9 protein-coding genes are annotated in these 13,596 nt (G+C 43.8%); 4 read left to right on the top strand and 5 right to left on the bottom strand.

Annotated elements, in window-relative coordinates; translation table 11 throughout:
* Position 1: 1 nt before the first annotated feature.
* Positions 2–3,310, bottom strand: a complete 3,309-nt coding sequence (locus tag AC07NA_RS06215) for a SusC/RagA family TonB-linked outer membrane protein (RefSeq protein ID WP_494896584.1) — start codon at positions 3,308–3,310, stop codon at positions 2–4.
* A gap of 724 nt (positions 3,311–4,034) precedes the next feature.
* On the opposite strand from AC07NA_RS06215, the gene AC07NA_RS06210 reads away from it, so the two are divergent.
* Positions 4,035–4,682: an NAD-dependent epimerase/dehydratase family protein gene (locus tag AC07NA_RS06210; protein WP_494896582.1), complete on the top strand. Its 648-nt coding sequence runs from the start codon at positions 4,035–4,037 to the stop codon at positions 4,680–4,682.
* Between the two features lies 1 nt (position 4,683).
* Positions 4,684–5,814, top strand: a complete 1,131-nt coding sequence (locus AC07NA_RS06205; protein WP_494896581.1) for an MBL fold metallo-hydrolase — start codon at positions 4,684–4,686, stop codon at positions 5,812–5,814.
* A 25-nt stretch (positions 5,815–5,839) separates the two neighbouring features.
* Here the strand turns inward: AC07NA_RS06205 and AC07NA_RS06200 are convergent, their stop codons facing one another.
* The gene (locus AC07NA_RS06200; RefSeq protein ID WP_494896579.1) at positions 5,840–8,155 is read right to left on the bottom strand and encodes a PAS domain S-box protein; all 2,316 of its coding nucleotides are present in this window, start codon (positions 8,153–8,155) and stop codon (positions 5,840–5,842) included.
* Between the two features lie 283 nt (positions 8,156–8,438).
* Here AC07NA_RS06200 and AC07NA_RS06195 point away from each other — a divergent pair, with 283 nt between their 5' ends.
* Positions 8,439–8,849 carry a response regulator gene (locus tag AC07NA_RS06195; RefSeq protein ID WP_494896578.1) on the top strand — a complete coding sequence of 137 codons (411 nt, stop codon included), beginning with the start codon at positions 8,439–8,441 and terminating at the stop codon, positions 8,847–8,849.
* Positions 8,850–9,243: 394 nt separating this feature from the next.
* On the top strand, positions 9,244–9,930 hold the full coding sequence (locus AC07NA_RS06190; protein WP_494896577.1) for a GNAT family N-acetyltransferase: 687 nt from the start codon (positions 9,244–9,246) through the stop codon (positions 9,928–9,930).
* Between the two features lie 3 nt (positions 9,931–9,933).
* On the opposite strand, the gene AC07NA_RS06185 is transcribed toward AC07NA_RS06190, so the two are convergent.
* The 3 genes from AC07NA_RS06185 to AC07NA_RS06175 all read right to left on the bottom strand — a co-directional run bounded on the left by AC07NA_RS06185 (position 9,934) and on the right by AC07NA_RS06175 (position 13,349).
* Entirely contained in the window at positions 9,934–11,655 is a 1,722-nt protein-coding gene (locus tag AC07NA_RS06185; protein ID WP_494896576.1) for a hypothetical protein, read from the bottom strand.
* Positions 11,656–11,675: 20 nt separating this feature from the next.
* Positions 11,676–12,449, bottom strand: coding sequence for an ABC transporter ATP-binding protein (locus AC07NA_RS06180; RefSeq protein ID WP_345210128.1), 774 nt, complete (start codon positions 12,447–12,449; stop codon positions 11,676–11,678).
* 84 nt (positions 12,450–12,533) lie between these two features.
* Positions 12,534–13,349, bottom strand: coding sequence for an alpha/beta hydrolase (locus AC07NA_RS06175; protein WP_494896574.1), 816 nt, complete (start codon positions 13,347–13,349; stop codon positions 12,534–12,536).
* Between the last annotated feature and the right edge of the window lie 247 nt (positions 13,350–13,596).

Genomic DNA, 13,596 nt, shown 5'->3' with positions numbered 1-13,596 from the left:
TTTACAAGGTTAAATTAAATCCAAATGTGTATATCTTTTGTTGCGGGTAAGCCAAGCCGTTCACGGCCGAGATCTCCGGATCTATCTGGTAACCTTTCACATTATCAAATGAGAAAAGGTTGGTACCCGTAACATATACTCTGAGGGCATTTAATCCCATTTTTTTGATGATCTTTTGCGGGAAGGTATAGCCTAACTGCAAGTTTTTAAGTCTGAAATAATTGATATTGGTAGTCCAATAATCGTTACGCCAGTTCGAGGCATCATTTGCACGACCTGCAACTTTACTTGATAGCGCATCCGGAACCCTGAATATCGACAGACCATTATTATCTTTCCGCAAGGCAGGATATAAACCCGGTACCCATGCGCTGTTAACGTCATAAGGATCGCTGCGGTGCCAAACATCAGTAAGCATATAAGCCGGTGAGTTACCATTGTTTTGGAAAGGATATTTCAGCTCATAATCACGATAGAAGGTTTGCATGGTAGCACCCGCGAAATCAAACGCCAGTGAGATACCTTTATAGCTAACGCGACCATTTAAACCATAGTTAAGGTACGGCAAAGCGCCTTCGGCATAACCTACCGGTCTTTCATCGTACTGGTTTATTACGCCGTCGCCATTCAAATCTTCATATATCAAATCGCCGGGTAAAAGTGTACTGTTAGCCTGGCCATCAATATTTACAGGGTAATCATTTATTTGTTGCTGCGACTCAAAACGACCAATAATGTGGTGACCGAAGTTAACGCCAGTCCAGCGGCCCGATCTGCCAAACCTGTACTCCTCGTACGAGTTACCGAAACGTTCTTTATAAACATAATCAGTTTTATTACGGCCCAGACTGGCATTTACACCAAGCGAAAAATCAACCTCACCTACTTTATTGGTATAAACAACCGATCCATCTAAACCTTGCGTAATATCTGAGTTCAAGTTTTCGAGCGGTAACAGGTAACCAACCTCGTTAGGCAGGGTAACATCGTAACGGCTGGCAGGGAAACCGGCACGTTTACGGCGGAAAACATCAAACTGACCGCTAAAGTGATTGAACACGGTGAAATCAATACCCACGTTCAGCATTTTATTACGTAACCACGATATAGTGGTGGTAGGTAAGCCGCGTGGCACTACACCGTTATAAAAGGTACCATCAAGCACCGCGTTACCGGCATTGGTATTGTAACCACCCAAATAATCAAACGGACCAGGTGAATAGTAATTTCCCGCGGCATCTTGCAGGGATGTACCTGTTTCGCCATAAGAGAAGCGAAGTTTCAAATCATTGATCTTGTTCGCGAATCTCTTCATGAAGCCTTCTTCGGTAATGCGCCAACCGGCTGTAACACCAGGGAAGAAACCATAACGGCTACCGCCGCGGTACAGGAACGAGCCATCGTAACGGGCAACACCTTCTATCAGGTATTTATTTTTGTAACTATAGTTGATCCTTGATGCAACACCTTCAAAAGCTTCCTGATAGCGGGAATCGCCCAGGTAATCAACATCTGCAAACAACTGCGTTACAATAATATTATTCGGCGGAACCGAGTGCAGGGCTTGGTATTTGTTTTCGCTCTCGCGCCTTTCATAAGCTACTACGGCAGATATATCATGGTCGCCCAGTTTTTTGGCATAGTTCAATTGCAATTGCGAAAACTTTGAGATCACATTTCTTTTATGTGTTTCGCGCCATGGGTTTTGGTTACCATACAGCGTTCCGTTGGCAGCGCGATCGTTATACTGGCCTGTAGCGGCATCATATATGTATGCCGGGTAAGTGAACTCAAAACCTTCAAAATCTTCGTTCAGGAAATCATAAGAATACAAACCTTTAATAGACAGGCCGAATTTAAAATCGTACTGCGCGTTAAACTTGGCGCTCATGGCACGGGTTATATCATCAATATAACCGGTTACATCGTTTTTGTAAGTTGCCGGGTTAACGTTTACGTTGTGTGTTTGATTGATATATAACGGATTATCATTGGCATAAGCCTTTTCGGTAGGCCACATACTGCCTATACTTAGCAAGGGATTAAAAAAGTCGTCCAATCCCGGTACGCCTACGTTGTGCCTGTCCTCTAAACGTCCGCTCAATTGGGCGCCGACCGTAAAGCCCTTAGCTATTGTGCTGCTGATATTACTTTGCAGATTGGTACGTTTAAATTTAAAATCTTTAATTATCGCGTCCTGGCTTACATGGTTAACTGCCAGGTAGTAGGTAGATGTTGCCGAACCACCCGCTACGTTTGCGGCTACATTGTATTGCGGCACATTAGGGCGGGTAACAAAATCGTAATAATCATTATTCTTGTGAGCCTGATCTGCCTGGGTTTCCCATTTCATCAATTCATCAGGTGTATAAAGTAATGACGGATCGCGACCAAGGTTTTGCTCGCTTTGCAATAAGCCCCTTACATACTGACCCGCATTTGCCGGGCGTGGGAAACGTGTAAAGTTTTGCAAGCCATAGTAGCCTGATACGTTGATCTTGGCATCCTCACCTTTTTTACCGCGTTTGGTGGTTACCAATATAACACCGTTACCTGCGGCTAAACCATAAATTGAGGCAGACGCATCTTTTAATACGGTAATACTCTCAATATCATCTAAACCCAGTTGGTTAAAGGCATTTTCACCCGAGATTCCTGTATTGTAACCAAATGCATCGGTACCGTTTGAGGTGCTGTAGGTTACCCCATCAATTACATACAAAGGGTTACCAAGGTTACGGATCTGGATGCTGGTACCGTTACCGGGCCTTGAGTCGGTAGTACGTGAGTTGATACCCGGTACCTTACCTACCAACGCGCTGGTTGCCGCTACAGATGGCGTACGCACCAGATCGGCAGATTTAACGGTGCTTATCGCGCCGGTAACGCTGGCCTTCTTTTGGGTACCATAAGCTACCACCACTACCTCTTCCAAATCGTTATTGGTTGGTATAAGCTGCACGGTAATGTTTTGACCGGGCTGCACCGCTACATCTTTAGTAGTATAGCCAATGTATTTTACCTCTAATGTGGTGTTGGCGCTAATATTAAGCGAAAACTTACCGTCAATATCGGTAGCTACACCCGCCTTGCTCGTTTTATCTAACAGGGTAACGCCGGGCAGGGGTACGCCCTTTTCATCAGTTACCACACCGGTCACCTTGGTTTGCGCGAAGGCGGCGGTGAGGGTTACACAAGATAAAATCAGCGCAATGATCAGCCTCCTGCTGCCATTCCGCAACCATCTGCCGGGAAACCGCGACAGATACCCGCGCACAAACGCAGGTTCGTGTTGTAAATCTTTTCTCATAAAATTTAATTGGTTTGTTTGATTTGTTGGTTTGTTGTTGATTTTGTTAGTTGAACTGCATCATATTTATTAATTGGCATTATTATCTGGAAAAGCAAATTCACAGAATTATATATTGTACTTATAACACTTATTAAAATGAACAAAAAAAATATCGTTTGATATTTTAAAATTGTCAATAAACTTATAATCCCGCATCAGTTATAGCTGATACAGCACGAAATATTCAGTATGTTTTTATATAGTTATATTAAGAGAGCAGAAGACAGGTTTATACCTATAAATTTGATTATCAAATATATAATTGAATATAAGAAATGCCGTAAGCAAAAAATGCGTATACAGCCGACCATTGGCGAGCCCTGTATTTTTCATAAAAAGAGGTATTAACGGTTTCTGTTAATTGATTATAATATCAAATGTAAAATAAAAATCCGAAGTGTCAATAAGATAATGGTAAAAAGTGTTAAAAAAACACTTAAGATAGTTTAACATAGCATTTAATTAGGTTTAAAGCCACATTTTCGCCTTAGTTAATGCCACTTTAAAATTAAAATGGTTTAAAAATTTTCATTTTAGGGCTGCACAAATGAGCTTTTTAACAAAGCAAATTGAACTTCTCAACAAAACTACTGGTCGTCATTAGCCATATCTTTACCTCAAAATGAGGCTATAGCGCGGCTAATTGCTTTACTTTAGTATTTACGTTATCATAAAACAAACAATGAAGATCATATTAACGGGCGCCACCGGTATGGCGGGCGAAGGTGTATTGTTAGAATGCCTGCAAAACAACGCCGTAACATCTATACTCATGGTAAACAGGCGGCCATCACCTATTACACACCCTAAACTTAAAGAATTGCTGGTGACCGACTTTTTAAAGATAGAGGAACACAGCGATGCGCTGAAAGGTTATGATGCCTGCTTTTACTGCGCGGGCATCAGTTCGGTAGGGTTAAACGAGGAAAAGTATACCGTTATCACTTATAATACTACCCTGCACTTTGCCAAAACATTGCTGGCTGTTAACCCAGATATGGTATTCAACTACATAACAGGCGCACATACCGATAGCTCGGAAAAAGGCAGTTCCATGTGGGCAAGGGTAAAAGGTCGTACAGAAAATGACCTGATGAAATTGCCTTTCAAAGGACAATACAATTTCAGACCCGGAGGTATGGCACCTGTTGAAGGGCAAAAGAACGCGAAGACACTGTACGTGGTTGTTATCAATATAATCAAGATCTTTTCGGCCAAAAGCATTATCAGTTTGCATGAGCTTGGGCAGGCTATGATCAACGCGGTATTAAAAGGTTATACAACACAAGTATTAGAAATTAAGGACATTAAAGCCTTAGCCGCGCAATAGCATGAAAAGATTGCTAAAAATACTGAAGTATACCCTATTGGGCTTTATGGGCTTGGTTATAGTGCTGGCCGTGATCACATTCTTTTATATGCGCCAGCCGCAGTTTGGGAAAGCACCATCGGGCAAAAGGCTGTCGCGGATTGAAAGATCACCGCATTATAAAGACGGGCACTTTGTGAACAAAGTAGAGAAGCCCATTATTACCGAAGGTTATAGCATTATCGGCGAAAGCTATAAAACTATTTTCGCTAAAAACCCGAGGGTAGCGCCTAAAGATTCCCTGCCATCGGTACAAACCGACCTGAAACACCTCCCGCCGGATAGCAACGTACTGGTTTGGTTCGGGCATTCATCTGTATTTATACAGGTGGCGGGCGAGCGAATACTGATCGATCCTATTTTTAGCGGCAATGCCTCCCCTATTCCGGGTTCGCTGAAAGCCTACAGGGGCAGCAATACTTATCATGCAACAGATATGCCCGAGATAGACTACCTGCTTATCTCACACGATCATTACGATCACCTGGATTATGAGACGGTTGTAGCGCTTCAACAAAAAGTAAAACATGTAATATGCGGCTTAGGCGTTGGCGCCGATTTTGAGTATTGGGGCTATAAACCAAGCCAGATTATTGAGCAGGATTGGGATAAGGACGTAAACGTAGCACCCGGTTTTGTTATCCATACGGTATCATCACAGCATGACAGCGGCCGGGGATTTGTACGGGCTAAAAGCCTGTGGATGTCGTACCTTGTGATAGCGCCGAAGATGAAAATATACATCAGTGGAGATGGCGGGCACGACGATCGTTTTAAGCAATTGGGCAAACAATACGGCCCTATCGATTGGGCGATATTAGAATGCGGGCAGTATAATAAAGCATGGCAATCGGTACATCAATTACCCGAAGAGGTGATGCAATCGGCTTTAGAGATGCATGCCAAAAACCTGTTACCCACCCACCATTCTAAATTCACACTGGCGCAGCATGATTGGGATGAGCCATTGATAAAAATTTCCGAACTTTCTAAAAATCAACCTTACCGCTTGGCAACACCGCTAATTGGCGAGGTGGTACAACTGAACAGTACCAAACAATCATTTACACAATGGTGGAAAGGAATAAAATAAATAAGCACCCATAAGCACTGCATACCTATTTATTATAATGTACAGCGGCGGCTATTTTTTCATTGATGGAATGCACTATGGTATCCATTTCGCGGGCGGTTTGGCCTATCAGTCCCAGCATTTCGTCCTTTTCTTCTATGGTGCCGGCAGTTTCGGTAAGGTTCATCAGGCCCAGTATGGTAGCTACAGGCCGGCGTATCTCGTGCGAACTCATCCAGGCTACCTCCCTTAAAAATTCGTTTTGGCGTTTTACCTCATCTTCCTTTTCCTTGCGCGAATTGATATTTTGATACACGGCTATATATCCCTGGTATTCGCCTTTGCTATTAAATGATGGCGTAAACTCGGCAGCTACCCACACCGGTACGTTATCGATGGTGTAAATGATGAGGTCGAGCACGAAAGCTTCGTGTGCTTTAATATGGGTGAGTAATTTTTCAACTGTTTCAGGTGCCATACTTGGCCCGGTCAAAAATTCGAACGGTGTTTTACCTGCTATTTCAGGCAGTTTAAAACCTGTATTCTCTTCAAAAGCACGGTTTACCCATTCTACCCGGTTTTGGCAATCGGTAACGATAATCATGTTGTTTACCCGGGTAATTAAATCGGCCAGTCGTTTATTTTCGTTGATAGAGCGCTTCAGTTCGTCAATATCTCTTATGGCACCTATCAACCTTACAGGTTCCTTTTGATCGTTATACACAAAATAACCCTGATCCATTACATACTTATACTCGCCGCCACCAATATCGATACGGTATTCGCATTCCCAATTGGTTTTACCCTCGCTACTGATCTTGTGCTGACTCGCGGCTACATTAGCCACATCATCCTGATGAATAAGCGAGCGCCACCATTGCAGGTCGTACCCTACCTGGTCTATCGGTATCTTCACCAGTTGTGTAAGGCTGGTATTGTAAACCAGTTGATTATTCACCATGTCCAAATCGTAGATCACATCGCGTGTGGCTTGCGCTACCAGTTCGTAACGCTCTATGGCTTCTTTCAACTGGCTGTCTTTCAGCTTATGCTCGGTGATATCTGAAAAGTAAACAGCCACACCCTCATCGGTTGGGTAAGCCGCCAGCCTGATCCATTTTTCCAGATTGGTTGAATATTCATCCAGCTTAACAATCACTTTCTCATGCAGCGCTTTTTCATAAGCCGGGTAAAGTTTATTTCTCTCTTTGGGGAAAACATTAAAGATATTCATACCGATCACCTCTTCACCGGGTTTACCTATAATACTCAAAAAAACCTGGTTACAGCGAATAATATCCATCTTTACATCCAGCGCGAAGAAGGCATCGCTCATGCTGTTGAGTGTATTTTCGAGGCTGTAGAAATATTTGTTCCGCTCCTCTTCAAGCTGCTTTATCTCGGTGATATCTTGCATAGAACCGATAATCTTCGGCCCTGTTTCGGGCGAGGTTTCTAATTTAGCAAGTTGCCTTATGTAACGGATCTCGCCGTCTAAACCTATTATCCTGTGCGTAACATCCAGGTGGCGACCTTCTTTCAGCAGACTTTGCAAACCGGCAACCATCTGCGGGCGGTCTTCGGGGTGAATGTGCTTTATATAAATATCAAAAGCCGGCCGTGTATCGTCCGCGCTGATCCCGGTAATTTCATATACCTCGGCAGACCATACCAGGTTATTATTTTCCGGGTAAAACTCCCAGCCGCCAACTCTCGATATGCGCTGCGTTTCGCGAAGCTTGGTTCTTTCGGCCTGCAAATCCTGGTTAACCTTTTGCAAGGCATCCTGAAAAGTAACACGCTCGGTTATGTCGCGCGCCATAACTACTACCGCAGCATGTTCATTAAACCTTATTTTGTGCGATATGATAATTACAGTGATCAACGAACCATCTTTTTTCAGATGCCTCCATTTGCCACTCTTGTTTGGCTCGGCCTGTACTTTTTTGGTGGCTTCTTTTACCTTTTCCACATCTTGGGCAGGCCTTATATCGAGGATAGATTTACTTAAAAACTCTGCACGGGAATAGCCATAGGCCGCAATGGCCGCGTCATTTACCGATAATATCTTCAATGTAGCCTCATCGTAGATCCACATCGGTTCTGGATTGGCCTCATACATGCTGCGGTATTGGGCTTCGCTATTACTCAGCTTTTTTTCGTTGCTGTTGATGAGCAGGTAAAGTGCCAAACCGGTACCACTTACAAAAAAACATCCCTTTACCGATCCGATCAACAGCAGTTGGTTCTCGCTGAGCTGCTGAAAAAAATAAAACAATAACTTGTCACTACAAGTGATCCAAATTAAACTGATAATAATATAAATAACCGCGATGCGCAATGGTCCGGACTTCATGCTCATGTTTATAATTTACCCCTCACTAAACGCTTTTACGTGGGTACCGCCAATAAGTTATTGTTGGGTTGACATTTATATGAATGAACAGGAATGAACACGTTGTTCCATACACATTGCTTCATTTTAAAGCTAATAATTGCGTGCTTTATTGCTCATTATTTCCCGTTTTTCATCAAGTGTGTACTTTTCACACCAACTACACCCCACATTTCACACTATTTAGCCAATCATTTTACTGGCACATCAATTGTTATGATATAAACAATATTATAAACCATTTTTTGATATGTGTAAAGCGATTGTGATTGACGATAACCCCATGGAACACATGATTATTCAGCGAATGTTTGAAAGCTATGATGTGTTCCCTGATGCTGTTCACAGCACCGACGGGGCTATGGTTATTTCTTTTATGGAAGAGTATTATAACGAAACCGATATTCTGCCCGATATTATTTTTCTCGATTTGAACATGCCATACACCGGCTGGGATTTTTTGGTTCACCTGGAAACCTTGTTGCCCTCATTGCATAAACAACCTGATGTTTTTGTGGTTACCTCATCAATTGATATTAACGATAAATTGAAAGCCGCGCAATACGCGTGTGTAAAAGGTTATATCAGCAAACCACTGAAAAAAGAAACCCTTACTGAGCTTGCCGCTACATACCTGCCGGAAAAACGTATTGCGAGTTAATTAATATAAAAGATTTATAAAAACTTGTCATTACGAGTTTTTAAATCCGGGAACTATAAAGGTGCGATGACGCGTATAGCCTGTCACCCTGAGCTTGTCGAAGGGTGCGCGAGTAGAGGCCTCTGCGCACGATCCTTCGACAAGCTCAGGATGACCCATTTTATAAGCAATTTTTAAAACATGTCATTGCGAGGTACGAAGCAATCACGTCGCGTTTTTAGTACTCTTTTTATCACTATCGTCATTGCTGTAAGGTAAGAGCAATCTTTACTTAAGTTTGTGCTACAATTATCGTCAAAGCTTCTTTGCTGACGGATAGCGAAGTGGCAATTCTATATTTCCCAATACTTATATCCTATCCATCATTAGCACTTTTTTTATAGGTTTGCTGTAAATGGAATATGTATTGAACAACCCGGCCTGGTATGCTTTGGGTACCGGCAACCGGCACCTCGGCGACGGCAATGATGTGGTGAAGTATTTCGACAGAGAGGTTTCGCCTTTTGTTGGCTTGAGCGATAATTCTGTGGAAAACATGCTGCATCTGTTCGAAATATTACCGCACAACAACCCCATTTTGTTACTCTCCTTAAGCGAAATGCAGATCCCGGCGGTGCTCAATACGCTTTTCTATATAAAAGGCCTGCAAATGGTTTGCGATGCGGAAGTGCAACTACAATCTACCGATGCAGAAATCATTAGTTTAACCGAAGAGCATATCACGCAAATGATAGCGCTTACCAAGCTCACTAATCCCGGACCATTTTCGTTACGTACTATTGAGTTTGGGCATTATACAGGCATTTTTCATAATGATGAATTGGTAGCCATGGCCGGCCAGCGTATGCATGCGCCGCCATACGCCGAGATCAGCGCTGTTTGTACCCACCCCGATCATTTAGGTAAGGGTTACGCCCGGCAGTTGGTTCAATACCAGGTGCAACGCATTAAAGCAGCAGGGGGTATCCCGTTTCTGCACGTTAGGCACGATAATGACCGGGCCATTAAGGTTTATCAAAACCTCGGCTTTACCGGGCGTACCACAGTGCATTTTTACCTGCTGCAAAAGGCAAGTGAGTAGAATTTATATTTCTTCTACCTCCAGATCGCGCCAGGTTTGTTTTTTGTACGAACGGAACATAAGCCAGTTGATCAGCAGCGCCGGGATAATGGCAATCCATACAACCATTTCCCACCGCATTAAAAGGTAATGCCCGAAACCGATGCCACCTGTAAAAATGAGGATCACCAAAGAGGTAATTAACTTGCCCCCACCCTGGCTGGCTACTACAGGCTTTGAAAAGGGTAAACCCTTCACCATAAAAAGCGCCAGTAATATACCGTAAATAAGGCTCACCAGTAAGGCCAGCAAAATATCGTTAATAGCCTGCGGTCCCCAAACGGCAATTATACCTGCACTTAGTACTAAACAATAAGGTAAAAAATACAGCGTAATAATTGCCTTATACATGCCCGATAGTATTTTGCCTGGCTTATCAACAGGTAAGGCGTAATATACCCAGGCCGACTTATATTTTTCCGTCATGGAGATATTCATTAATATGCTCGACAGCAGGAAAGTACACAGGTAAATCAGGAACACGTAATTGTGCCCGCTTTGTAACGTTTCCCAACGTTCGTTAAGATCATTCCCTTTGCCGTTTAGCGCGAAGTACAAAAAGTAAATAGGCACATAAGCAAAGGCAGGATAAACCTTCATTTTAAATTCGCGGGTACGGGCGGCAAGCTTCCAGGTGATTCTGAATCCGGCATTCTCTAACGGTTCTGGTGCTACAAAATTGGCCAGTTTTTCGATAAAGCCCGATTGCCCTGCTTTCTTAATTACAGGCTCTTTGCTATTGTTGGCATCCGAAGTAGCTATAACGGCCAGGCGCTTATTAAAACCGGGCGCTAAAACCTTAGCCACAAACCATAAACCGCCAAGCGGAACTGTGATGCCTGCAATAGCCAGTAGACTGGTAACAAGGTTTGATCGTGAGGGATGTATGAGCACCTCATTGAGCGCGGCTATCCATACCGGCGGCAAAGGGTACGCCCACGAATGCGAAAGCAAGGCTATCTTACCCAGAACCGATACGTTGATAAGCCTCGGTACCAGGTAATACGCCGCGAAGATGATCACCGAAAAACCGATCTGGAAATAGCTGATCACATCCTTAAACCGTTGCGGACTTACCGACCGCATCAGCAGCAGGTAAATGATATTGACGAAAAATATGCTTAAAAAAGTAGCTTCCAGTATCTGCACAAAAAATATGGGTACAGCCCAAATACCATCGAGCATGCCAACAATAATTAACGCGGGCAGGCCCTGCAGCAACGCCAGCCGGAGCACATAAATACTGATATGCAATATGCGCGATACCGCTATGGTACGATCATTAACCGGCCTGGGTAGCAGGATAAACTGATCGCGGCTGTCAATTAATACCGTGGTAAAATCTGATATCAGCGTGAGCGACATCAGCACCATAAATATGATGAAGTAATACGTTTGCCCCACAAAAGGCATGTCATTTAAAAAAAGTACCATACCTATAAAAACGCCCATCAGCATGGTAAAAAAGTTAACCAGCCATGGCGGCGATTGCTGCGCGTTCTTTTTGGCATCTTTACGGGTAGCGAACATGGCTTTCGGCCTGCGGGTATCCATCATTAATTTGATGCGCAGTATTTCGGCAAGCTGCGCGGTATCAACACCCGTTTTAGCCAAAACGGGGTAAAAGCCGGATACAAAATACAGGAACAGCTTATCTATCGAGAACTTTTGTAGAAATGATTTCATGCAGAGGAACGGTGAACAGGTTAATCAAAGGCATTGATAATAGCATCCGTTTCGGTTGACGAATCTTCGCGACCGGTAAGCTTTGAAAAGATGCGTTCCAGCGTATCGCTATGGTTTTGCTTTAACGATTCAAAGGTACCATCGGCAATAATTTCGCCTTTGTTGATAAGCAAGATCCTGTCGGATACTTTCTCTACCACATCCATCATGTGCGAACAGTAGAAGATGGTTTTTCCCTCCTGCGACAAGCGCATGATCAACTCCTTGATCATAATTACCGCGTTGGCATCCAACCCCGACAGGGGTTCATCCAATATAATAATCCGCGGGTTATGGATAATGCCTGATATCAGCAGTACCTTTTGTTTCATCCCCTTGGAGAAGGTATCCATGCGATCGTCGCCATTAGTACCTAAACCAAATGCCACCAGCAGCTTCCGAGCCCTGTCGTGCAAAACAGATTCCTCCATACCATACAGCTTGCCTATAAAATCAAGGTATTCCATAGGGGTGAGCACATCGTAGATCTCGGCATTTTCGGGCACATAGCCTATCAGCTTTTTAATTTCGAGCGGAGCTGTTGCCATGTTGATGCCATCTACAATTACCTCGCCCTCAAACTCGGGAATAAGCCCTGTAAGTATCTTAACCGTGGTTGACTTACCCGCGCCATTTGGCCCTATGTAACCAATTACCTGCCCCGGGTAAATATCCAGCGAAAGCCCTTTTAGCACGTGCTTGTCGCCGTAATGTTTTGAAAGATCGCGTATTTGAATAAGAGGAGTATCAGCCATAGTATGTGAGGTAATAGAGCTGTAAGTTATAAAACTTAGGTGGCTTTTGGTGGATAAACACTGTATTACTTTCTCACAAGGGCATTACTTACCCTTCAATATAGCTGCAACTTCTTTCAGCAGCAACGGAAAGGCCGGTACGGCCATGCCACCATGGTCGTATCCCTGTAGTTGCAGCAACCGGGTTTTGGTATGGCCTGCCAGTTTCATCATGCGTAACATGTAGGCGTTTTCTTCGTAGCGGCCAAGCAGTTCCATCTCCGCGTCGCCGGTTATGAGCAGCGTTGGTGGGGCATCGGCACGTACAAAGTAAAGCGGCGCGTACTCGTCAATAATAGGTTGGGTATCTTTAATACCCCGCTCCTGCCGTACGGTAAAATGGGTAATGCATTGTCCGCTAAAGGGAATCAATCCGGCTATGTTATTGGCATCAACCTGGTATTTGTTCAGGTATTTTTTATTGAGCGTGATCATCATGGCCAGGTAGCCACCGGCAGAATGCCCCGATAAAAAGATCTGCTTATTGTTACCGCCATAGCTGCCGATATGTTTAAACGCCCAGGCAACTGCCGCCGCCGCGTCTTCAATGTAAGCAGGCGCTTTTACCTTCGGCGATAGCCTGTAACCTACGCCAATTACCGCGTAACCTTTGTTCATGAGTTCTTTTGGCAACTCGCGGCCACCGCCGGTTAATCCGCCGCCGTGGAACCAAACAATGGTAGCGAAGTTTTTTACGCCTTTAGGGTAATAAATATCCAGCACGCACTGCGAAGCGATGTAAGCATCGGTTTTATTTATGGCGTCGTCATAGTAGTGTATGGCTTTTTCGGTTACGTATTCCTGCTGTGCGAAGGTGACAACAGAAGGAATCAGCAGAAGCAGGAAGATCAGTTTTTTCATGGTTTGTTACAGGTAAAGATGAGCGCAACTAAACTATACAATATGCGGCAATTATTGAAGCCATCAATGTAACTGCTTTATGACAAATACGAAGCCGGAAGACAAAAAAATGTTATCGAATAAGGAACGAGGAGAAACTATCTCTTGAGCTGTAGCGAAAAATCTTCTTCGCCAAGCAAGTAGCAGACTTACAGGGCGAAGAAGATCTCTCCCTACGGTCGAGATGACACGTAGTATTTCTAACACT

It is taken from the genome of Mucilaginibacter sp. GW821-FHT07G05 (genome assembly GCF_059418565.1).
The sequence above is the reverse complement of the archived record's forward strand: the minus strand, read 5'-3'. Positions and strand labels throughout refer to the sequence as shown.

Excerpts from the sequence above, each read along its gene's own strand:
- AC07NA_RS06205 (WP_494896581.1), top strand. The coding sequence starts at position 4,684 with ATGAAAAGATTGCTAAAAATACTGAAGTATACCCTATTGGGCTTTATG.
- AC07NA_RS06210 (WP_494896582.1), top strand. The coding sequence starts at position 4,035 with ATGAAGATCATATTAACGGGCGCCACCGGTATGGCGGGCGAAGGTGTA.
- AC07NA_RS06190 (WP_494896577.1), top strand. The coding sequence starts at position 9,244 with ATGGAATATGTATTGAACAACCCGGCCTGGTATGCTTTGGGTACCGGC.
- AC07NA_RS06175 (WP_494896574.1), bottom strand. The coding sequence starts at position 13,349 with ATGAAAAAACTGATCTTCCTGCTTCTGCTGATTCCTTCTGTTGTCACC.
- AC07NA_RS06200 (WP_494896579.1), bottom strand. The coding sequence starts at position 8,155 with ATGAGCATGAAGTCCGGACCATTGCGCATCGCGGTTATTTATATTATT.
- AC07NA_RS06180 (WP_345210128.1), bottom strand. The coding sequence starts at position 12,449 with ATGGCTGATACTCCTCTTATTCAAATACGCGATCTTTCAAAACATTAC.
- AC07NA_RS06185 (WP_494896576.1), bottom strand. The coding sequence starts at position 11,655 with ATGAAATCATTTCTACAAAAGTTCTCGATAGATAAGCTGTTCCTGTAT.
- AC07NA_RS06195 (WP_494896578.1), top strand. The coding sequence starts at position 8,439 with ATGTGTAAAGCGATTGTGATTGACGATAACCCCATGGAACACATGATT.
- AC07NA_RS06215 (WP_494896584.1), bottom strand. The coding sequence starts at position 3,310 with ATGAGAAAAGATTTACAACACGAACCTGCGTTTGTGCGCGGGTATCTG.